The 21,731-nt window shown below is 70.6% G+C and carries 18 protein-coding genes; 12 read left to right on the top strand and 6 right to left on the bottom strand.

Annotated features, from left to right (window positions below):
- Positions 1–49: 49 nt before the first annotated feature.
- The gene (locus ACTMVF_RS01935; RefSeq protein ID WP_441269180.1) at positions 50–859 is read left to right on the top strand and encodes an alpha/beta fold hydrolase; all 810 of its coding nucleotides are present in this window, start codon (positions 50–52) and stop codon (positions 857–859) included.
- Between the two features lie 47 nt (positions 860–906).
- Here ACTMVF_RS01935 and ACTMVF_RS01930 read toward each other — a convergent pair whose 3' ends face one another.
- Complete coding sequence (locus ACTMVF_RS01930) at positions 907–1,107, bottom strand: hypothetical protein (RefSeq protein ID WP_441269179.1); 201 nt, start codon at positions 1,105–1,107, stop codon at positions 907–909.
- Between the two features lie 211 nt (positions 1,108–1,318).
- On the opposite strand from ACTMVF_RS01930, the gene ACTMVF_RS01925 reads away from it, so the two are divergent.
- The gene (locus tag ACTMVF_RS01925) at positions 1,319–2,269 is read left to right on the top strand and encodes an endonuclease/exonuclease/phosphatase family protein (protein WP_441269178.1); all 951 of its coding nucleotides are present in this window, start codon (positions 1,319–1,321) and stop codon (positions 2,267–2,269) included.
- Positions 2,270–2,310: 41 nt separating this feature from the next.
- A complete protein-coding gene (locus ACTMVF_RS01920; protein ID WP_441269177.1) occupies positions 2,311–4,257 on the top strand; it encodes an FUSC family protein in 1,947 nt (648 codons plus the stop codon).
- 127 nt (positions 4,258–4,384) lie between these two features.
- On the opposite strand, the gene snpA is transcribed toward ACTMVF_RS01920, so the two are convergent.
- Complete coding sequence (gene snpA / locus ACTMVF_RS01915; RefSeq protein WP_441269176.1) at positions 4,385–5,047, bottom strand: snapalysin; 663 nt, start codon at positions 5,045–5,047, stop codon at positions 4,385–4,387.
- Between the two features lie 172 nt (positions 5,048–5,219).
- Between snpA and ACTMVF_RS01910 the strand changes: the two genes are divergently transcribed.
- Positions 5,220–6,164 carry a LysR family transcriptional regulator gene (locus tag ACTMVF_RS01910; RefSeq protein WP_441269175.1) on the top strand — a complete coding sequence of 315 codons (945 nt, stop codon included), beginning with the start codon at positions 5,220–5,222 and terminating at the stop codon, positions 6,162–6,164.
- Positions 6,165–6,186: 22 nt separating this feature from the next.
- Here ACTMVF_RS01910 and ACTMVF_RS01905 read toward each other — a convergent pair whose 3' ends face one another.
- Positions 6,187–8,277: a PhoX family protein gene (locus tag ACTMVF_RS01905; protein WP_441269174.1), complete on the bottom strand. Its 2,091-nt coding sequence runs from the start codon at positions 8,275–8,277 to the stop codon at positions 6,187–6,189.
- A gap of 276 nt (positions 8,278–8,553) precedes the next feature.
- Between ACTMVF_RS01905 and ACTMVF_RS01900 the strand changes: the two genes are divergently transcribed.
- The 3 genes from ACTMVF_RS01900 (at position 8,554) to metG (ACTMVF_RS01890) (ending at position 13,839) form a co-directional block, all read left to right on the top strand.
- Complete coding sequence (locus ACTMVF_RS01900; protein WP_441269173.1) at positions 8,554–10,350, top strand: VWA domain-containing protein; 1,797 nt, start codon at positions 8,554–8,556, stop codon at positions 10,348–10,350.
- Positions 10,351–10,507: 157 nt separating this feature from the next.
- A complete protein-coding gene (metG, locus tag ACTMVF_RS01895) occupies positions 10,508–12,223 on the top strand; it encodes a methionine--tRNA ligase (RefSeq protein ID WP_441269172.1) in 1,716 nt (571 codons plus the stop codon).
- 41 nt (positions 12,224–12,264) lie between these two features.
- Positions 12,265–13,839 carry a methionine--tRNA ligase gene (gene metG / locus ACTMVF_RS01890; protein ID WP_441269171.1) on the top strand — a complete coding sequence of 525 codons (1,575 nt, stop codon included), beginning with the start codon at positions 12,265–12,267 and terminating at the stop codon, positions 13,837–13,839.
- Between the two features lie 29 nt (positions 13,840–13,868).
- Here the strand turns inward: metG (ACTMVF_RS01890) and ACTMVF_RS01885 are convergent, their stop codons facing one another.
- Positions 13,869–14,216: a DoxX family protein gene (locus ACTMVF_RS01885; RefSeq protein ID WP_441269170.1), complete on the bottom strand. Its 348-nt coding sequence runs from the start codon at positions 14,214–14,216 to the stop codon at positions 13,869–13,871.
- A 139-nt stretch (positions 14,217–14,355) separates the two neighbouring features.
- The gene (locus tag ACTMVF_RS01880) at positions 14,356–15,708 is read right to left on the bottom strand and encodes a pectate lyase family protein (protein WP_441269169.1); all 1,353 of its coding nucleotides are present in this window, start codon (positions 15,706–15,708) and stop codon (positions 14,356–14,358) included.
- Between the two features lie 224 nt (positions 15,709–15,932).
- Between ACTMVF_RS01880 and ACTMVF_RS01875 the strand changes: the two genes are divergently transcribed.
- Entirely contained in the window at positions 15,933–16,409 is a 477-nt protein-coding gene (locus tag ACTMVF_RS01875; RefSeq protein ID WP_441269168.1) for a hypothetical protein, read from the top strand.
- Positions 16,410–16,494: 85 nt separating this feature from the next.
- Complete coding sequence (locus ACTMVF_RS01870) at positions 16,495–16,860, top strand: PH domain-containing protein (protein ID WP_441269167.1); 366 nt, start codon at positions 16,495–16,497, stop codon at positions 16,858–16,860.
- 124 nt (positions 16,861–16,984) lie between these two features.
- Here the strand turns inward: ACTMVF_RS01870 and ACTMVF_RS01865 are convergent, their stop codons facing one another.
- Complete coding sequence (locus ACTMVF_RS01865; protein ID WP_441269166.1) at positions 16,985–17,269, bottom strand: hypothetical protein; 285 nt, start codon at positions 17,267–17,269, stop codon at positions 16,985–16,987.
- Positions 17,270–17,374: 105 nt separating this feature from the next.
- Between ACTMVF_RS01865 and ACTMVF_RS01860 the strand changes: the two genes are divergently transcribed.
- The 3 genes from ACTMVF_RS01860 (at position 17,375) to ACTMVF_RS01850 (ending at position 21,698) form a co-directional block, all read left to right on the top strand.
- Positions 17,375–18,055, top strand: coding sequence for a nucleotidyl transferase AbiEii/AbiGii toxin family protein (locus ACTMVF_RS01860; protein ID WP_441269165.1), 681 nt, complete (start codon positions 17,375–17,377; stop codon positions 18,053–18,055).
- The gene (locus tag ACTMVF_RS01855; protein ID WP_441269164.1) at positions 18,048–18,194 is read left to right on the top strand and encodes a hypothetical protein; all 147 of its coding nucleotides are present in this window, start codon (positions 18,048–18,050) and stop codon (positions 18,192–18,194) included. Before ACTMVF_RS01860 ends, ACTMVF_RS01855 begins: the two co-directional genes overlap by 8 nt.
- A 315-nt stretch (positions 18,195–18,509) precedes the next feature.
- On the top strand, positions 18,510–21,698 hold the full coding sequence (locus tag ACTMVF_RS01850; RefSeq protein ID WP_441269163.1) for an FG-GAP-like repeat-containing protein: 3,189 nt from the start codon (positions 18,510–18,512) through the stop codon (positions 21,696–21,698).
- Positions 21,699–21,731 lie beyond the last annotated feature (33 nt).

Raw genomic sequence — 21,731 nt, 5'->3', positions numbered from 1 at the left:
GCAAAGATCTTATTGCACCGAGGAGTTGAGCCGATCTAGGGTCGTCCACATGAGCCCCTTCCTCGCATTCGAGGACAAAGGCGTCGGACGCGAGGAAAAAGGCGTCGATTCCTCGCCGACTCCCCGTGTCCCCCTCGTCCTCGTTCACGGCCACCCCTTCGACCGCACGATGTGGACCCCGCAGATCGAGACGTTCTCCGCCGACCGCCGGGTCGTCGCCCCCGACCTGCGCGGCTACGGCGCCTCCCCGGTCGTCCCCGGCATCACCCCCCTCTCCGACTTCGCCCGGGACATCGAGGCCCTGCTGGACGACCTGAAGGTGGACACCTTCGTCCTCGCCGGCCTCTCGATGGGTGGCCAGATCGTCATGGAGTGCTACGCCCGCTTCCCCGACCGCATCCGGGGCCTGGTCCTCGCGGACACCTTCCCGGCGGCGGAGACGGCCGAGGGCAAGCGGGCGCGGAACGCCATGGCGGACCGGCTGCTGCGCGAGGGCATGCGCGGATACGCCGACGAGGTGCTGGAGAAGATGGTCGCGCCGTACGCGGACGCCGAGGTCAAGGCCCACGTCCACCGCATGATGACGGCGACGCCCCCCGAGGGCGCCGCAGCGGCCCTACGCGGCCGCGCCGAACGCCCCGACTACCGCGACCTGCTGACCCGGGTCACGGTCCCCGCCCTGGTCGTCGTGGGCGCCGACGACGCCTACACACCCGTATCGGACGCGGAGGCGATGCACGCGGCGCTCCCGGACTCGACGCTGCGGGTGATCGAGGGGGCGGCACACATGCCGAACCTGGAGCGGGCGGGGGAGTTCAACGAGGCGCTGGAGGCGTTCCTGGCCCGCGTCGACGCATGACGCTCCGCGCACTGCCCCACGTACTGCCCCGTACTGTCACGCCCCCCTCACGACCCACTCGCGGTCATGTTCATCACGGCCACGAGCAGCACGAACGCAATCGCCACCCCCTGGACCGCCTTCCCCCAGCCGGGCATCGGCTCGCCCCTCTTGGCCGCCGACCGGGCCGCCGTGAAGGCGACCACCAGCCCGACGACGGCGAGGGGAGCGAGCACCAGGGTCAACCAGTTGACCTGCACAGGCGTCATCGCGGATCTCCTTGTTCCACAGCGGTGACCGACGGTTCATCATCGGCACCCACGGCCGGGACCCCTCCCGCTCCGCCTCCGCCGATCCCGCCACCTCCGATACGGCACCTCCGCTCCGGCTCCTCCGCTCCGCCTCCGCGCAACCTTCGCCCCACAGCCCTCGTCTTTGAGGGAGGATTCGGGCATCCCACCCGCGAGCGGAGGCCGGGCCTTGAAGACTGCGGCTACCTGGTCGGCCGGTCTGCTGTTCCTGGGCGTCAGCGTGGTCGTCGGCTGCCGGGTCGCCGACACCGACGGCATCACCCCCGTCCCGCAGCTCCTCGCCTTCCTGCCGTGGCTGCTGGTGCCCACCGGAGTGGGGCTGCTGCTCGCGCTGTTCTCGCGCCGGTGGTCCGGCGTGGTGTGGGCCGTCGCCCTGTTCGGGCTGCTGGCCTGGTTCATCGAGCCGTACGGGAAGACCGGTGAGCCGGGCGGGCCCGCGCTCGTCTCCTTCCGGGTGCTGACCTCGAACGTCGAGTTCGGGCACGCCACCGACGCCCTCGTCGCGGCCGTCCGCCGGGAGAAGCCGGACCTCGTGTTCGTCCAGGAGTGCGAGTACACCTGCGACGCCAGGCTCCGGGAGGCCCTGGGCACCGGCTATCCGCACCGGGCGGCCCAGGTGGCGGGCGGCTCGGCGGGGTCGGTGGTCCTCAGCCGCTTCCCGCTCGACCCCACCGACCCGGTCCCCGGCACCATGGCCATGCCGGGCGCCGTCGCCGACGTACGCGGGCATGCCGTACGGCTCCAGCTCGCGCACCCCATGCCACCCCTGCCCGGCCGGACCGACCTGTGGCGCCGGGAGCTCGGCGAGCTGCGCGACTTCGCCGCCGAGAACACCGGGGACGGCCGGACGCCCCTCGTCCTCGCCGGCGACTTCAACGCCTCCCAGGACCACGCCGCCTTCCGCCGCATCCTCGACACCGGCCTGCGCGACGCCGCCCGGCTCACCGGCCACGACCGCACACCGAGCTGGCCCGCCCGCACGACACCGGCCTTCGGCGTGCAGATCGACCACGTGCTCGTGACCGCCGACTTCTCCGTCCGCACCGCCCGCTTCCTCGACCTGCCCGGCACCGACCATCGCGCGCTGCTCGTCGACGTCACGCTTCACCAGCGCGGATGACGTCGACGACGAGCTGAACGAGGGTGCTCATAATGGGCCGCATGTCCCGCGAGTTCCCCATCGGCCGCACACCCCCCGACTGGCTGGTGCGGAACCTCCGGCCCCAGCCGGCCCCCGTCAACTGGCCGGCCGTGGCCCGCGCCGCGCTCGCGATGGCCCTCCCGCTGGCCATCGGGCTGGCCGTCGACCGCCCCTCCTACGGCGCCCTCGCCGCCATGGGCGCCCTCAACGGCGTCATCAGCGACACCGCCGCCGCGTACCGCGTCCGTATCCCCACCATCGCGATCCCGCAGCTCTTCGGCGCCGTCGGCGTCACCGTCGGTTCCCTGGTGTACGGGCACGGCTGGGCCGCCGTCGCCGCGGTCACCGGTGTCGCGCTGGTCTCCGGGATGATCTCGACGATCGGTGCGGTCGCCTCCGCGGCGGGCCTGGTGCTGCTGCTGACCTGCGTGGTCGGCGCGGGCCTGCCGATGCCGGGCGACTGGTGGCTGGCGCCGCTGCTGATGTCCGGCGGCGGCCTGCTCGTCCTGCTCCTCGCCCTGCTCGCCTGGCCGCTCAGGTCGGGGGTGCCGGAGCGGGCCGCGGTCGCGGACACCTACCGGACGGTCGCCGAGCTGCTGGCGACGTGCGGCGGCGGCAGCACCCAGGCGTACGACGACGCCCGGCACAACGTCACCCGGTCCCTGAACCAGTCGTACGACATCATCCTCGCCCACCGCGCCCGCCATCACGGCCGCAGCCCCGAACTGACCCGGCTGCTGGCCCAGTTGAACGCCATCACCCCCGTCGTCGAGGCCGCCCCCGCAGCGCACCTCAGCGGCACCCCGCTCCCGCCCGAGGTCCCGGAGGCCGTACGGCACCTCGCCTCCGCCGTCGAGACCGGCCACCCGGTCCCGGCAGGCCCGAAGCTCCCCACTCCCACCACCGAGACCGCCCGCGCGGTCGACCACGCCCTGCGCCACACCGCCGAGGTCGTCACCACCCCGGAGGTCGACCCCCGCGGCATCGACGACCGCCTCGGCCGGCCGGCCACGCTCGGCACCCGCGCCGCCCGCGCCCTGCGAGGCGTGACGCTCTCCGCCGCCTCCTGGCGCTACGGCCTGCGCCTCGCCCTGTGCATCGGCCTGGCCCAGATCCTGGTGTCCCTCATCCCGGTCCCCCGCTCCTACTGGGTCGCCCTCACCATCACCTTCGTCCTCAAGCCCGACTTCGGCTCGGTCTTCTCCCGTGCGCTGCTGCGCGCCCTCGGCACGGTCGCCGGGCTGGTGATCGCGGCGGCGGTGCTCGCGGAGGTGCCGCGCGGTTGGTGGGACGTACCGGTGCTGTTCCTGCTCGCCCCGCTGATCCCGGCGTTCACCCCGCGCGGGTACGGCTACCAGACGGCCGCCATCACCCCGGTGATCCTGCTCGTGTCGGACGTCCTGAACCGCGAGGGCACCGCGCTGCTGCTGCCCCGCCTCGTCGACTCCCTCATGGGGTGCGCGATCGCCCTGGTCGCCGGGTATCTGCTCTGGCCGGAGAGCTGGCACACCCGGGTCGGCGACCGGCTCGCGGACGCCGTGGAGGACACGGCGCGCTATGTGGCGGGCGCCTTCGGCCCGGCCGCCGTCGACCCCCCGGCCCGCGCCCGCATGCGCCGCCGCCTCTACCGCAACCTCTCCACCATCCGCACCGAGTTCCAACGCGCCCTGACCGAACCCCCGCCCACCGGACGCCGGGCGGCGGCATGGTGGCCCCTGGTCGTCGCCGTGGAACGCATCGTGGACGCGACGACAGCGGCCCGGGTACGGGTGAAACACGGCGCGACTCGCCCGTCGGCGGCGGAGGTGGCCCAAGTGGTGCGTCAACTACGGGAGTTGGCGCAGGGAGTGCGGGAGGCCGAGACCCTGTACGAGGTACGTACAGACCTCACCGGCCCGGCGGACAGCGTCCTGGAACCCCTACGCCAGGAGGTAGCAGCGGCACGCGCAATCGCGTCCCCGCACTGAAGCGCCCCAAAGGGGCGCGGGGCTGTCTCGATATGCGGCTCCGCCTCGTGGGCGCGACAAGCCGGCGCGGCCGCCCCGTGCAGGAGGGCGGCCGCGCCATGTGGGGGGTGGGTCTGGAGAACCGGCGCTACTGGCGACCGGCCTTGTGCAGAGCCTTGTCCATCGCGGCAGCGAACCCGTTGGCCCACAGCTGCTCGACCTTGGCCTTCTCGTTGGCGTCCGGCTGGGCGTTCGTGCAGGACGGGCCGGGCCCGCCGCCCGACATCAGCTCACTGCACGGTCCCTCGTAGTGGTCCGGCAGACCGAGGACGTGGCCCGTCTCGTGCGCGGTGACGCGAGTCGAGTCGTACTCCTTGTTCTGCGCGTAGTCGAGGAAGATGTAGCCGTTGCCGTGACCGTCGGTCGAAGCGTAGGAGCCGCGCGAGTCGTTGCCCTCGCGGTAGGTGAAGTCGGCGCTGGAGCCCTCCTGGAGCTTCACGTTGGACACCGAGCTGTTCCATATCTCGGTGCTGCGGGCTATCTGGGCACTGAACGTGGGTGCGGCGGACGCGTCGTAGGTGACGGTGACGGCCGCGGCCTTCGGGTTCGCGGCACGCTTCTCGGCGACCGACTTCAGGACGGTCTGGAAGAAGGCCCGACTGGCGTCGGATTCGGCCGACTTGGCGACGTAACCGGCCTCGGCATGGACCGGGGCCGCCGTCGCCGGAGCGACCGTGCCGACGCCGAGGGCCGCGACACCGAGACCGACCGCCACCGCCGAACGGGCGGACAGAGAAAAGGACATACGCATTGATGACTCCTAGGTGGGGGGTGAGTCGTCAAGGCGAGTGTCGGCGCCTGTGCGGCGGCTGTGATGATGGCAACCGGTGATAGCCCGGCCCTATCAGGGCCCCAATTAGCAAGCGTCAGGGCGGATTTGTGCGGCTGGTGAAACCTGTGCTTCCGCTTTAGTCTCCAAGGGCATGGACCTCGAGGTGAGACACCTCCGCGCGCTGTGCGCCATAGCCGACACCGGCAGTCTGCACCGGGCAGCCCGCCAGCTGGGCGTCGCCCAGCCATCGCTCAGCACACAGCTGCGGCGCATCGAGCAGGAGCTGGGCGGCGCACTGTTCGTGCGCGCGAGATCCGGCTGCCGCCCCACCCCGCTCGGCCGTCTGGTCCTCAGCCGCGCCCGCCCGCTGGTGGCCGACATGCGCGCCCTGGTCGCCGAGGCGAGGGCGGCCGCGGCGGGCGGTCCGGAGCTGCGGGTCGGCTCGACGGCGAGCAAGGCCCTGGCGGGCTGGCTGCGCCGGCTGCGCGGCCACGGCCAGGACCCGACCCTCCATATGAACGTCTCCCCGAACGCCCTGCTCCGCATGGTCGCCGACGGCCAGCTGGACGTCGCCTTCGTGCACGAGGTGGAGGGCTCCCCCCTGCGCATCCCCCCTGAACTCCGCCTCCGCGTGCTGATGGAACGCGAGCCGCAGTTCGTGTCGCTGCCGACCGACCACCCGGCCGCGGCGAAGTCGGAGGTCACCCTCCCCGATCTGGCCGACGACCGCTGGATGGTCGACCCGACGGTGGACGGCGAGTGGGACGCCGTGCAGCGGATGTTCCGCGCGGCCGGGGTCAACCCCCATGTCCTGCACGGCGACTACTACACGGCGGACGCCCTGGTCGCCACCGGCGAGGTGGTCGCCGTATGCCAGCCGACCCACGCCGACAGCCCCACGATGGCGGTACGGCGCCTGCACGGCGACCCGCTCGGCGTACGACTGCTCCTCGCGGCCCGCACCGAGACGGACCTGGACGGCGTCTATCCCGCGCTGGAGGAGGCGTACTGGGAGGCGGCACGGCAGGCACCGGCGTACCGGGAGTGGCTGGAACGCGACGGCGAGCGGCAGCCGCCGGTCCCAGCACTCCCGTAGACCCTCTGTCGGGCCCCTGTGCTCAGACGCCGATGTCGCAGCCGTCCTTGCGCCAGACCGCCACGACCGCCGGCCGGTTGAGCTTGCCGGGGCCCTCGGGCCAGTCGCTCAGCGGCTTCTCGGCCGTCGCGCCGTCGATCTCGCCCGGGTGCTGCACGGCGACCAGCACGCGGCGGTCCTGGATGACCGGGCCGCAGGTCTCGGCGCCCTTGGGCATCGTCAGGAACTGCTTGAGCTCACCGCGCCGGTCACCGCGCGTGGCGACGCCGAAGAGGCCGTCGTGCGAGCCGAGCTGATTGCCGTCGGTGGAGATCCACAGGTTGCCGTACGAGTCGAAGGCGACGTTGTCCGGGCAGGAGATCGGGGAGACGTCCTCCTTCGGGAACCCGGCGAAGTAGGTGGCCGGGTCGTTGGGGTCACCGGCCACCAGGAACAGCGTCCAGGCGAACTTCTTGCTGTCGGCGCGGTTCCAGCGCTCGGTCAGCTCCAGGACCTGACCGTGCTTGTTGGCGTTGCGCGGGTTGGCCTCGTCGGCCTTGGCGTTCGACCCGACACCGCGGTTGGTGTTGTTGGTGAGGGCGACGTACACCTTGCCGGTGTGGGGGTTGGGCTCGATGTCCTCGGGCCGGTCCATCTTGGTGGCGCCGACCTTGTCACCGGCGAGCCGCGTGAAGACGAAGACCTCGTCGGCGGTCATGCCCTCGACGTGCGAGACGGCACCGTCGGCGGTGGCGGTGGCCAGCGGGATCCACTCACCGCTGCCGTCGAACTCACCGTCGGCCGGAAGCTTGCCGGTGCCGTCGATCTCGATGGCGGGCGAGTCGCCGGTGAGCTTGGCGACGTAGAGCGTCCCCTCGTCGAGCAGCGAGAGGTTGTGCTCCCGCACGGCCCGCGACTGGCCCTTCTTCATCCGCTTGCTGCCGATGAACTTGTAGAAGTAGTCGAAGCGCTCGTCGTCACCGGAGTAGACGACGGGCCGCCCGTCCTCGGTCAGCCGCACGGTCGCGCCCTCGTGCTTGAAGCGGCCGAGCGCGGTGTGCTTGCGCGGCTTGGAGGACGGGTCGTACGGGTCGAGCTCGACGACGTACCCGAACCGGTGCGGCTCGTTCGGCTCCTGCGCCACGTCGAACCGCTTGTCGAACCGCTCCCACTTGCGCTCGCTCGCCCCCGTCCCCAGCCCGTACCGCTTGTCGGTCGCACGGGTGGCGTTGGCGAAGTACTGGTTGAAGTTCTCCTCGCCGTGCAGCGTGGTGCCCCACGGGGTGACACCGCCGGAGCAGTTGTTCAGCGTGCCGAGGACCTTGGTACCGGTCGGGTCGGCGGAGGTCTTCAGCAGGTCGGAGCCTGCGGCGGGCCCGGTGACCTTGAACTCGGTGGTGGCGGTGACACGGCGGTTGAGCGGATGCCGCGGCACGGCGGTGAGCTTGCCGCTCCTGCGATCCCCCTCGACGACGACGGCGGACAGGCCGTGCGCGGCCCAGGCGACCTCGACCTGCTGCTTGGTCGGGTTGGCGGCGTCGTACCCACGGAACATGAGCACTTCGTCGGTGTACTCGTGGTTGGCGACGAGGATCTGCCGGTTGCGCTCGCCGGGCAGCGGGAGCAGGGCGAGGAAGTCGTTGTTGTACCCGAACTGCTGGGACTGCGCGGCGCCGGTCTGGTTCTCCGGGTCGAACGCGGGGGCGCCGCGCAGGATGGGCTCGCCCCAGCGGATGACGATGTTCTGCGCGTAGCCGTCCGGGATCGTCACGGTGTCGGCGGTGTTCGGCGCGACGGGGTCGAACCGGAGGCCACGAGCGCCCCGGGAGAAGGTGCCGCCGGTCCGCTCGGCCGCGGCGGCGTCCCCCGCGGCGGCCTCGGCGGCGTCCGCCTTCGGCGCGGCGACGGTGGTGCCGGCGCCCACGGCGGCGGCCGCGGTGACGACGGCGGCGGCGCGCAGCGTGGTACGGCGGCTTACGGCCTCGGCGATGACGTCACCGACGTACGGGTTCGTGGTGGTATTGGGCACCTCGTGGAAACAGGCGTCACCACACCGGAATCGACAGGTCAGGGCGGACCGGCCACCAGAGTGCGAGTCACTGTTGGTCCGGATGATCGGCAGCTGGATGCGCATGGCGTTTTTGTACTCCCCTTGCTTCCCCTTGAGTGCAGCGTGACGGACGGTAGGGGCACGTTTGTGCGGGAGCGGGGCAACCACATGAACTACAGGTGAATCAGGGGTGGACGTACGGCAGTTGAGGGCGGGGCCGGACTCGGCTCGATGCAGCCCTTGACGTACGGGGAGCCCCTGTACCCGCCCCTCCCCAAGATCGCCTTCCGGGGCCGCTAACCTTACGTGTCCGTCCTGGCCAGGGATTACGGGCATCAACTCATGCGAAGGGTTGCGCACATGGGCATTCTCACTCTCCTGCGGAACGCGTTCGGCCGGTCACGCAAGGGGCGCACCGCCGAAGCAGAGGGTGCGACTCCTTCGCCGGAGCCACAGCCGACGGTCCCGTCCCCCTCCCCGGAACCCCAGCCTGCGGCCACCGCCCAGGTCCCGGAACCGCGCACGTCGGAGGGCACGGCGAAGCCGACGAACACTGACAAGTCCGACAACCCCGGCGGGCCCGAGCAGACGGAGGACGGAGCGCACGAGCTGGTCTCGGCCGCCTTCGACAACGTCACGGTGCCGAAGCCGACGGAGCCGGTGGAGACGCCGACCGCCGAAGGGGCGGTGACGGAGACGCCGGCCGCTGACGAGGCGGTGGCGGAGACGCCGGCCGCTGAGGAGGCGGTGGCGGAGACGCCGGCCGCTGACGAGGCGGTGGCGGAGACGCCGGCCGCTGAGGAGGCGGTAGCGGAAGCGGCGGTCGCTGAGGAAGCGGTCGAGGCGGAGCCTGTTGCCGAGGCGCCCACCGCCGAAGAGGCCGTCGCCGAGACGCCCGCGGTCGAGGAGCCGGCGGCTGAAACGCCCGTCGCCGAGGATGCAGCCGAGGCAGAGCCCGTCACCGAAACGCCCGCAGCCGAAGAGGCCGTCGCAGAGACGCCCGCTGTCGAAGAGACCGCCGAGGCAGAGCCTGTCGCGGAGACGCCCGCTGCCGAAGAGCCCGCCGAGGAAACGCCCGTCGCCGAGGAGCCCGTACAGGCAGAGCCCGTCGCGGAGACGCCGGCCGAGGTGCCGGACGAGCCGGAGGCGGAGCAGGAGCCGGTGACCGAGGAGCCCGCGTCGGTTGCGGCGGGCGAGGAGTCGGCATCCGAGCCGGAGGCAAGCGCCGAGGTCACGCCGGAGGCGGCCCCCGAGCCCGAGGTGTCCGCCGAGGTCACGCCCGACCCTGAGCCGGTAGCTGCCCAGGCCTCCCCCGAACCGGTGGCCGAGCCGGCAGCCGCCGAAGCCACCCCCGAACCGGTCGCGGAGCCGGCGACCGACAAGCCCGCGGCCGCCGACGGCGGGGAAGCCCCACAGGAGCCACTCGCAGCCGACGACGAAGGCAGCACGAGTGGTGCGGGCGGGAACACGGACGCCGAAGGCGAAGCCGAGGACACCACCACCGGCACCACCCCCACCCTCCCCCCAAGCCTCGTCACCGCCTACAACTCCGCCGCCACCACCCTCGACAAGCTCAACCTCACCGGCACCCGCGCCAAGGTCTACCTCGTCCTCGACCGCTCCGCCTCCATGCGCCCGTACTACAAGGACGGCTCCGCCCAGGCCCTCGGCGACCAGACCCTCGCCCTCGCCGCCCACCTCGACCCAGAGCCCGCCAACCCCACGGTCCACGTCGTCTTCTTCTCCACGGAACTCGACGGCACCGCCGACCTCACCCTCACCGACCACGAGAACAAGATCGACGAGCTGCACGCCGGCCTCGGCCGCATGGGCCGTACCAGCTACCACGCAGCCGTCGAAGAAGTCGTCACGCACCACCGGAAGACGGCTCCCGACACCCCCGCCCTGGTGGTCTTCCAGACCGACGGCGCCCCCGACGCCAAGACCCCCGCCAACCAGGCCCTCACCGACGCCGCGAAGAACCACCCCTCCGTGTTCTTCTCGTTCGTCGCCTTCGGCGACCCCGAGCAGAAGGCCTTCGACTACCTCCGCAAGCTCAAGACGGCCAACACCGCCCACTTCCTGGCCGGCGAGACCCCGCTGGAGCTGACCGACCAGCAGGTCTACGAGGGCATCCTGGCGAACTGGCGTCCGTAACGCACCGCAACGAACCCGGCCGCCCGCTTTCCACCACGTAAAACGGAAAGCGGGCGGCCCACCCATGTCGGATACGATTTCAAGGTTCCAAACCGACGACAGACGCCCCACGACCCGGCGCCCGTCACCCCACGTAGCGACTTGGGAGCAGCCCGCAATGGCTCGACACCTCATCACCAGCGCCCTTCCGTACATCAACGGAATCAAGCACCTGGGCAACATGGTGGGGTCCATGCTCCCGGCGGACGTGTACTCCAGGTACCTCCGCCAGCGCGGCCACGACGTCCTGTACATCTGCGCGACGGACGAGCACGGCACCCCGGCCGAGCTGGCGGCGAAGGAGCAGGGCCTCCCGGTCGACGAGTTCTGCGCCCAGGCACATGACCAGCAGAAGGCGATCTACGACGGCTTCAACCTGGCCTTCGACTACTTCGGCCGCAGCTCCTCCCCGCAGAACCACGAGATCACGCAGGAGATCGCCCGCGAGCTGAAGGCCAACGGCTTCATCGAGGAGCGGGCGATTCGCCAGGTGTACTCGATCACGGACGGCCGCTTCCTCCCCGACCGCTACATCATCGGCACCTGCCCGCACTGCGGCTACGACAAGGCCCGCGGCGACCAGTGCGAGAACTGCACGCGCGTACTGGACCCGACCGACCTGATCGACGCCCGCTCGGCGATCAGCGGCAGCAGCGACCTGGAGGTCCGCGAGACCAAGCACCTCTTCCTCCTCCAGTCGGCGCTGGCCGGGGAGGTCGAGGCCTGGGTCGACGAGCGTGCCGACAACTGGCCGATCCTCGCCTCCTCCATCGCCCGCAAGTGGCTGACCGAGGGCCTGCACGACCGCGCGATCACCCGTGACCTGGACTGGGGCGTCCCGGTCCCGGCCGACACCTGGCCGGACCTGGCCGCCGAGGGCAAGGTCTTCTACGTCTGGTTCGACGCCCCGATCGAGTACATCGGCTCGACGAAGGAGTGGGCGGACCAGGACCCGGAGAACCGCGACTGGCGCTCGTGGTGGTGGGAGTCCGACGCGGACGTCCACTACACGCAGTTCATGGGCAAGGACAACGTCCCGTTCCACAGCGTGATGTTCCCGGCGACCCTGCTGGGCACCCGCGCCCCGTGGAAGAAGGTCGACGTCATCAAGGCCTTCAACTGGCTGAACTACTACGGTGGCAAGTTCTCCACCTCGCAGAAGCGAGGCGTCTTCACCCACGACGCCCTGGAGATCCTTCCCGCCGACTACTGGCGCTACTTCATGATGGCGAACGCCCCCGAGTCGGACGACTCGTCCTTCACCTGGGAGCACTTCACGGCCACGGTGAACAAGGACCTGGCGGACACTCTCGGCAACTTCGTCAACCGTGTCCTGTCCTTCTCCCGCAAGCGCTTCGGCGACGAGGTGCCTGCCGGCGCCGAGGCCGGTGAGGCCGAGGCGAAGCTCGGCGAGGAGATCGCCCGCCTCCTCGCCGAGTACGAGGAGCACATGGAGGCCATCCAGTTCCGCAAGGCGGCGGCCGCGCTGCGGGCCCTGTGGTCGGCGGGGAACTCGTACCTGGAGGAGAAGGCGCCCTGGTTGGAGATCAAGACCAACCCCGAGGGGGCGGCCCTCACCCTTCGCACGGCGATGAACCTCATCCACCTGTACGCGGTGATCTCGGAGCCGTTCATCCCGACGTCGTCGGCGGCCATGCGTGGCGCGTTCGGCCTGAACGACGACACGGCGACCTGGAAGACGGCCGAGGAGGCCAAGGCCCTCACCTCCGTCCCCGCCGGCACCCCCTTCACCGTCCCCCCGGTCCTCTTCGCCAAGCTCACGGACGACGACCTGCAGGCGTACAAGGAGCGCTTCGGCGGCGAGGCGGCGTAAACGGCGTGAAGGCCCTGGTGCGGGTGTGATGGAGTGAGGTCATGACGTACTACGTCACGACCCCCATCTACTACGTCAACGACGCCCCGCACCTGGGCCACGCCTACACCACGGTGGCGGCGGACGTGCTCGCCCGCTGGCACCGTGGGCGCGGCGAGCGCGTCTGGTTCCTCACGGGGACCGACGAGCACGGCCAGAAGATCCTGCGGACGGCCGAGGCGAACGGCGTGCCGCCGCAGGTCTGGGCAGACCGGCTGGCCGAGGAGTCCTGGAAGCCGCTCTGGCAGCACCTCGACATCTCCCACGACGACTTCATCCGGACGACGGAGAAGCGGCACACGGACCGGGTGCGGGAGTTCTTCCAGGATCTGTACGACAACGGCCGGATCCGCAAGGGGAGTTACGAGGGCCCGTACTGCGTCGCCTGCGAGGAGTACAAGCTCCCCGGCGAACTGATCGAGGCGCAGGACGGCACTCCTCTCTGCGCGATCCACAAGCGCCCGGTGGACCTCCTCAAGGAGGAGAACTACTTCTTCAAGCTGAGCGAGTACGGTGACCGCCTTCTCGCCCACTACGAGGCCAACCCCGACTTCATCCAGCCGGAGTCGGCCCGCAACGAGGTGGTGAACTTCGTCCGCGGCGGCCTCCAGGACCTGTCCATCTCCCGCTCGACGTTCGACTGGGGTGTCAAGGTCCCCTGGGACGACGGCCACGTCATCTACGTCTGGGCGGACGCCCTGCTCAACTATGCGACGGCCGTCGGCTACAACGAGAACCCGGAGAAGTTCGAGTCGACCTTCCCGGCCGACGTCCACCTCGTCGGCAAGGACATCCTCCGCTTCCACGCGATCATCTGGCCGGCGATGCTGATGGCGAACGGCCTCCCGCTGCCGGGCAGGATCGCGGCCAACGGCTGGCTGATGGTCGGCGGCGAGAAGATGTCGAAGTCCAACCTGACCGGCATCAAGCCGCAGGACCTGACCTCGCACTTCGGCGTGGACGCGTACCGCTGGTACTTCCTGCGCGCGATCGCCTTCGGCCAGGACGGCTCGTTCTCCTGGGAGGACTTCTCCGCCCGCTACACCAGCGAGCTGGCGAACGACTACGGCAACCTCGCCTCCCGCGTGGCGGCCATGGTCGGCAAGTACTTCGGCGGCGAACTGCCGGCGGCGACGGCCGACGGCGAGGCGGAGAAGGCGATCCACGACGGCCTGGCCGCGGCGGCCGCCGCGGCCGACCGGAGGATCGGCGACGAGCTGGACTTCCAGGGCGGCATCCTGGCCGTCTTCGACTTCATCAAGCAGGTCAACGGCTACCTCACGGAGCAGGAGCCCTGGAAGGTGGCCAAGGACGACTCCCCGGACGGCAGGGCCCGCCTCGCGACCGTCCTGTACACGGCCGCGGAGTCCCTCCGGGCCGTCGCGGTGCTGCTGAACCCGATCATGCCGGAGACCTCCCGGAAGCTCTGGGACTCCCTGGGCGCTCAGGCGTCGCTCGGTGCCCTGGCGGACCAGCGGGTCCAGGAGGCCGGCGACTGGGGCCGGCTCCCGGTCGGTTCGACGGTCACGAAGGGTGCGGTGCTGTTTCCGCGTCTGGAGGAGAAGCCGATCGCGTAGACCGGGTGGTGCGAGGCGCGCGGCGCGGTTCAGGCGGCGTACCCGAGAGCGAGGGCGCCGACGACCGGGGCGGCGTAGACCAGCGGGAACGGAATGTGCGCGTACCACCGGGCCCGCGCCACGGTCACCGCGGCCCCGAGGAAGTACAGCACCAGGCCGACCCCCGCGAGCACCCCGATCACCGGCAGGAACAGCCCGGCCACCAGCCCCACGGCCCCGGTGACCTTCGCCAGTCCGAGCCAGGTCCACCACGACCGGGGCACGGAGTAGTCGGTGAGTGCCTGAACGATCCACTGGGCCCGCATGAGCAGGACGGTGCCGGAGAATCCGGCCATCAGGGCGGCCACGACGGTGACGACGACATAGGCGGTCTGCATGAGGAACTCCTGGTCGGCTGCGGTCGGAACCGCACGGCCGGTGCCGTGCGGCGGGTCCACTGCCTGCCTGACGCCGGGCGCCGCGGAAGTGTGACAGCAACCGACCAGGAGATTTCCTCAGCCGTACGTCAGCCCGGTGTCAGGACAGCACCCCGGCGCCGGTCGTCGTCGCCAGCTCCGTCGCCAGGTTCTTCGCGGAGGTCTGCAGGCCCGCCGTGAGCGCCGGCTTCCAGTTCACCGTCGTCTTGATCTTCTTCGAGCTCGCGGCGTTGTAGGCGGCCACGATGTCGGTCGTCGTGCCGTTGACGAGGTTGCCGCTGCCGGCGATCGAGCCGGTGCCGTCGCCGCTCAGCAGCTTGGCGACCTTGGCGCCGGACGGCAGCTTCCAGGCGTTGTGCTCGGCGACGACCTGGGCCTTGGCGCGGGAGTCGATGCTGTACTTCGGCGCGTAGCCGTTGAGCGTGGCCGTGTCGTAGACGTTGTTGTAGAGGTGGATCTGGCCGATGCGGGCCAAGGGGGCGCGCTGGACGATGCCCTTCCACACGTTGTGGTGGATGGTGACCCGCAGCTTGCCCGTGCTGTCGGTGTCGCTGCTGCCGATCAGCATCGTCTTGTCGTGGTTGCTGAACACGTTGCGCTCGACGGTCACCAGGTCGGAGCCGTTGGTGATGTCGAGGGCGCCGTCGTGGACCTGGTACTTGCGGCCGAAGTAGGTCTTCTCGGAGCTGTCGAAGGTCGGCGCGTCGGTGAAGGTGTTGTGGTCCGCCCACACGTTGGTCACCCCGCGCAGGGTGACGGAGTCGTAGTTGGCGTTCCACTCGCCGGACGAGCCGTCGGTCGGGTCCCACTGCGGGAAGCAGTCCTGGGTGTCGGCGAAGGTCAGGTTGCGCACGATGACGTTCTTGACGTTCTGCACGTGCAGGCTGCCGCCCTTGATGCCGGCGTTCGTGCCGGGGACGCCCACGATGGTGGTGTTGGCGGGCACCCGGAAGACGATGTTCTTCTTCTGCTTGTCGGCGGCGACCTTGCGGGCGTTCTCCTGCGTGCCGGACGGCGCCTTCTTGCCGTAGGTCGCCGGGTCGTAGGCCTTGAGGTAGGCGGACAGCGAGTAGCCGGTGCCGGAGGCGTAGTCGGCGCAGGTCAGCTTCTTGCCGGCGTCGTCGGTGTTGGCGTCGATGGTGCCCTTGACCTTGATGATCCGGGGCGTGGTGCCGGAGACCGACCCCAGCGCCTTCACGAGCTGCGCGCGGGTGCTGACGGTGAACACATGCGCGGAGTCCGCCTTCGAGCCGCCCGTCGTACCCGCGCCGGAGGCCGCCCAGCCGTCCTTGGCGGGCAGCGCTTGGTGGTACAGGTCGACCGGACCGGCATTCGCGTTCATCACTAAGACTCCGGCTCCGATGCCGGCGGCCGCGACAGCGGCGGTGACGACGACGGTGCGGCGCTTGCGCAGGGAACGGCGGTGGGTGGGGCGGTGGGAAGGGGATGCCACGAATGAGTCCTTACATACCTCGGTGAGGCTCGCGCGTCGGCGAGCGAGCCCGCGTGAGCGGGCTTCCGATCCGTCTGTGGTCGCGGAGATCTGAAAGGTTGCCGTGAATTTTTTGTCCGATCCGTGCCCAAGTCGGGGACATCACGCGGATGTTGCCCATGCGGTTGGCATCGATCGCGCCCCGCCGCCACCATGCCCCACGGCACGACCGTATGGTTTCCGCCATGGCAGTCCCTGAGGTCATCCCGATCGCCTACGAGCCGCACGGCCGTACCGAGGCGATCGGCCGTTACGCGGACGGGCAGTTCATGGGTTCGGTCACTTACGCCTTCCCCAAGGGCTTCGACCTCGGCACCGGCTGGGAAGGGCACAAACGCCTCTACTCGGTCCTCCACACCTTCGACGCCGACGGCGGATACCGCGACTCGGAGATCTGGTGCGCCGGCACCTGGGCCGAGCAGCAGCGCGCCCCGCACGGACCCGACTCGGTCCTCGCCCGCGCCCGCGCCCACCTGGCCACCGGACTGCGCAGCCTCCCCCGGCGCACCTACACGGACATCGCGATCCGCCCCTTCCAACTCACCGTCGACGGCGTGCTGTTCGGCCTGGTGACCGGAGAGGACGACGGCGAGGACTGGGCCGAGCTCTACCCGGACCTCCTCGGCTTCGGCGCGCCCTGGGACGGTTCGTACGACACCTGATCGTTTGCGCCCCTATGCCTGGACACCCCCGAGGCGCTATACATTGCGAAGATCACGCAAAGCCATCAAGTGGGGGGATCCATCCATGGCACTGTTCGGGAACGCGCACACCGTCGACCAGGGGAAGGCGCAGCAGGACTACGCCCGTCTGCTGGGCCACGGGGAGCAGGTGCACGCCGCGTACCTGCTGATACGCGACACCATCCTGTTCACCGACCGCCGTCTGATCCTGGTCGACAAGCAGGGCATCACCGGCAAGAAGGTGGAGTACCACTCCGTCCCTTACCGCAGCATCACGCACTTCGCGGTCGAGACCGCCGGCACCTTCGACCTGGACGCCGAGCTGAAGATCTGGCTCTCGGGATCGGCGACGCCGATCCAGAAGACGTTCACCAAGGGCGTCGACATCTACGAGGTGCAGGCGATCCTGACGCAGTTCGTGGCCAAGTAGCCCGTTCTGTACGGCCGTTCGCGTTACGGCCGTTCCCTACCGCCGTCCGCCCGGTCCACCGCCGAAGCCGCCCTGAGGGGCCTCACCCGCGGTGACCGTGGCGACCCCCTCGGCCTCGCCGAGGTCACCCGCCTCGGCGAGACCGCCGGTCCACGACATGCAGGGTCGTGCCCGACGGGACGGACGAGTCGAGCGTGGCCGAGAGCCGGCCCTGTTCGGACTCGGGGTCCGGAGCGACCACCATGCCCGCGCTGCCGGCCGCGAGCAGCGTGCCGCCGCTCACGGTGAAGCTGCCGTTGACGTCCAGCGCGCCGTTGCCGTTCCTCTCCGGGCCGTTCACGACGACCGTGCCGCCGCTGATCTCGGCCACGTTGGAGTCGAAGCCATCGCCGTCGGCGTTCTTCTTCAACCGGCCTTGAGAGAAACCGGACGAGGCGGTGAAGTGAACTACACCTGTACGGCGGCATGGTGACGGCCGGACGATCCGGACACGGACGCGATAATCGGGGCCACCATGCTGCCCCCGCCCCGCGCCCTCCTGCCCGACGTCCTCATCGTCGGCGCCCGCTACCCGCTCGTCCTGGCCGGCGACTGCGCGGCCCGGGCGCATGACCTCACCGCACGGCAGGTGACGTCGGTGGAGGTGGCGACCGAGAACCCCGAGCCCATGGACCAGATCGCGGCGATGGTCCGGTACGGCCTGACGGAACGCGGCTGGCGGGTACGCCCCCTGGAGACCGACCCGCTCTCCGCCCGCCTGCTCGTCACGGACCCCGACACGGGTTCGGAACGTACGGTCGACCTGGTGAAGGAGACCTTCTGGCGCCCCCCGGTCATGACCGACTTGGGCCCGGCGCTCGCTCTCGAAGACCTCATCGGCACGAAGGTCCGCGCCCTGGCCGACCGGGGCGCCGCGCGCGACGTCGTCGACGTCCACGTGGCCGCGGCCCACTGGAGCTACCCCGACCTGGAGGAACGGGGCCGCCGCCACGCCTGGGACGACCTCGACCTGGCCGACCTCCAGTCCCGCCTGGAGGCCACGGAGCTGCTGGACGACAGGGAGTTCATCGCCCGGGGCCTGGCCGAGGAGTCGGTGCCGGTGCTCCGCCGGTGGGTCCGGGCGTGGGCGGACGACATCGCGGAGCGGTTGCTGGAGGAGGAGGCGCTCAGGCCGCCGGCGGATGCGGATGAGTGACGATGCCTTGGAGGAGGGCAGCGAGGGCGATGGGGGTGACGGTGACTGGAAGGGCTACAAGAAGATCGTCGGCGTCGGCGACATCACCGGCGACGGCAACCCCGACCTCCTCGCGCAGGACTCGTCCAACACCCTGTAGCGCTACAACGGCACCGGCACCTTCAAGGCCCGCACCAAGCTGTTCACCAACTGGGGCGGCTCGTACAACGTCGTCGTGGGCGCCGTTCGGCTCACGGGCGCGGATCGCCACCGGATGGGGCGGCTACCAGGGCGTCTCCTGACGGCTCGCCATATCCGCGACATCGCGCAGGGCGCCCGGGACTTCACGGTCTCGGGCGCCCTGCGTTCCGGGCAGGGGACAGAGCGGATATCTCCGGCCGATGCGCACCGGCCGCCTTGGTACGATCCGGCCACTTGTGCGAGGGCAGTGCCCCTCGTAGGGGAGGGAACTCACGTGGGCAGACACGCCCCGAGACGAGCCGGCCGCGCCACGCTCGTCTCCGCTCTGGCCGTGGCATTGGCGGCCGGCTCGATCACCCTGTTCTCCAGCACGGAGGACGCCGACGCGCAGGCGGCCACGACCGCCGCCGCCCAGACCACCGAGATCGTCCTGGACGATCCACGCAACGACACCACCCGCTCCGACCGGCTCCTGTCGGCCGGCGAGACCGGGTTCCTGCACCGTCAGGCCGGGGTCGCGGGGCTGCTGTGGACGGACTACGACGACGGCACGACCGTCACCGTCGAGGGCCCGTCCGGCGTCTACAGGCCGACGACGACCAGCTGCTCCGACATCGCCGCGCGCTGCCCCTCGGGCATGTACGGGCAGGCCACCGACACCGTGGCGCTGCCGCACATCACCTACACCGACCCGGTGTCGCTGTGGCGCCCGGACGGCGGCGCGCTGCGGAGCGTCGACACGGGGTCCTCCGACTACTACATCGGGACGTACGGCGACACGGTCGTCGCGGCCGAATTCGAAGGGTCCTACAACGGCGAGAGCTTCGACGGCACCTGGCTGCACCTCTTCGACCTCGTCGACGGCGAGGTGCGGCAGCGCCCGGTGAGGGGATACCCGTCGCAGCAGACCTGGTGGAAGGACAATCCGCGCACCGGCGACGAGACCGGCATGCTCCTCGCCCACCCCAACCCCGACGGGATCGGTGGCGTCGAGTCGTACTCCGTCGGCTATGTGGACTTCGCCACCGCGCAGTTCACCACGGTCTTCGCCGATCTGCCCACCAAGCCCGAGCTCGTCCTCACCGACGACCGCATCGGCTGGTACGACGTCTCCGGCGGCCTGCACCTGAAGCCGCGCGCCGACCTCACCGCCGAGGAGACGGTGCCGGTGGCCGCCGGGTTCGCGGGAGACGGCTACCCCACACTCGTCGGCGACTGGCTCGTCATCACCACCGACAGCCGGGTGTACGCCGTGTCCCTGACCGACGGCACCAACAAGACGCTGCTGACCAGGTCGTACGGCACCCCGCTGGCCACCCCCGACGGCAACGCCCTCGTCACCGGCGGCACGGGCGCCGCCGACTGGTGGGTCCAGCGGGTGTCGATCGGCGCCGACGGCACCCCGCAGCTGACGAAGCTGTACAAGGTCGCGCCGTACGAGAACGCCAAGACCGGCATCGCGCTCAGCCGCGGCACTCTGCGCGTCGCTGAGGACAACCCGAGCAGCGCCTCCGACACGACCTCGCTGCGCACCCTCACTACCGACGGCGGCGCCGAGCTCACCGCGTCCGCCGCCACGGACGCCGCCACGATCAGCCCGGAGTGCCCGTACCCGGGTGCCACCTGCTCGGCGCTGTGGGGCATGCACGACGGGGCCGGCTCCAAGGACGTCTACCTCGACACCTACTCCGACACCGACGAGGGCGGCAGCGGCCTGGCGTACGCGGACGCGCTGGTCTCCATCAGCGGCCACCGCCTGGAGTTCCACACCGAGGCCGGCGCCATCGTCGACGTCTCCGACGACTACGCCGTCTACAACTCCGGCGGCGCCACCCCGGCGCAGTACGTCGGCGAGTTCGGCCAGGGACAGCTGCTGAAGCGCTCCATCCGCGCCGCCGCCCTGAACGGCCCCACCCTGTGGAGCGCCACCACGACCGCCGGCAAGCTGACCTCGTACAGCCTCACCGAGAACAGGACCCTCGCCACGGTGACGGTCCCGGACCTCGCCTGTGTGCCGAGCGAGCTGCAGGCGGCGGGCCGCTGGCTGTACTGGGCGTGCGGAACCGCTTCGGCCGGGGTGTACGACACCAAGGCCGGTACGGCACGGTCGGTGACCCCCGGTGACGTCCTCCTCGGCGACGGCTTCACCGTCCGCCACGACCACGGCGCCGACCAGCTGGTCCTGACCGAGGCGGCCACGGGCACCACCCGGGTGATCGCGTCCGGGCTGCCCGACACGCGCCTCGCCGAGGACCGCCGCTTCCGCTGGACGGTCGACGAGTACACGGGCCTGGTCGCCTGGTTCGACGCGTACGAGCAGACGCACGTCGCCACGACCGGCGTCACCCCGTCCGCGCCGACGGCCCTGCACAAGGACGCCGAGAGCTCCGCGTATCCGCCCGGGTCGGACCCCTGGAACGGCCTGTGGTTCCTGTCCCGCCCGGTCACCTCCTGGTCTCTCACCTTCACCTCGGTCCAGAGCGGTGCCAACGGCAAGGCGACCCGCGCGATCACCGGCGGCGCGAGCACGGGCCTGGTGGAGGCGGCCTGGGACGGCAGGACGGCGAGCGGCGGCTACTTCCCGAACGGCGAGTTCACCTGGGCCCTCAAGGCGACCGGCCTCGGCACCTCCACCGCGGCCACGGTCACCACCGGCGAAGGGTTCCTCATGCGGGGTGCCGCCGTGCGCCGCGACTTCACCAGCCCCGACGGCCCCGACGGCCGCGGCGACCTGCTCACCCTGAACTCCTCCGGCGGCCTGACCTTCCACAGCGGCACCGGCACGGGCAAGGTCAACTCCAAGTACACCGGCACCGGTTGGGCGGCCACCATCACGGCCGTCCCCTTCGGCGACCTGAGCGGCGACCGCTGCAACGACGTCCTCGTGCGGTACAGCAGCGGCGCGCTGCGGCTGTACAAGCCGGGCTGCGGCTCGGCGGTCAAGCCGTCGACGTCGTACACGACCCTCGCGAGCAGCGGCTGGACCCAGTACAACGCGCTCACCTCACCCGGTGACGTGAGCGGTGACGGCCGCCCGGACCTGATCGCCCGCCAGGCGTCCACCGGCACGGTCTACCTCTACAAGGGCACCAGCACCGGCAAACTCGCCACCCGCGTCAAGCTCTATGACAACTGGAAGGGCTACAAGAAGATCGTCGGCGTCGGCGACATCACCGGCGACGGCAAGCCCGACCTGCTCGCCCAGGACACCGCGAACACCCTGTGGCGCTACGACGGCAAGGGCGACGGCACCTTCGCCGCCCGCGTGAAGGTGTTCGCCAACTGGGGCGGCAACTACAACGTCGTCGTCGGCCTCGGCGACATCACGGACGACGGCCGCCCGGACATCGTCTCCCGCGACACCAGCGGCAACCTGTGGCGCAACAGCGGCGACGGGAAGGGGTCCTTCGGCTCGCGGGCGCAGATCGCGAGCGGGTGGAGCGGCTACAAGTTCCTGTCCTGACAGGGCGTTGGTGGAGGGGGGCGGTCCTTCGGG

Origin of the sequence: Streptomyces sp. SD31, assembly GCF_052068475.1 — a bacterium.
Classification (GTDB): Bacteria; Actinomycetota; Actinomycetes; order Streptomycetales; family Streptomycetaceae; genus Streptomyces.
Note: the sequence above shows the minus strand (reverse complement) of the source record. Positions and strands in the feature narration are given on the sequence as shown.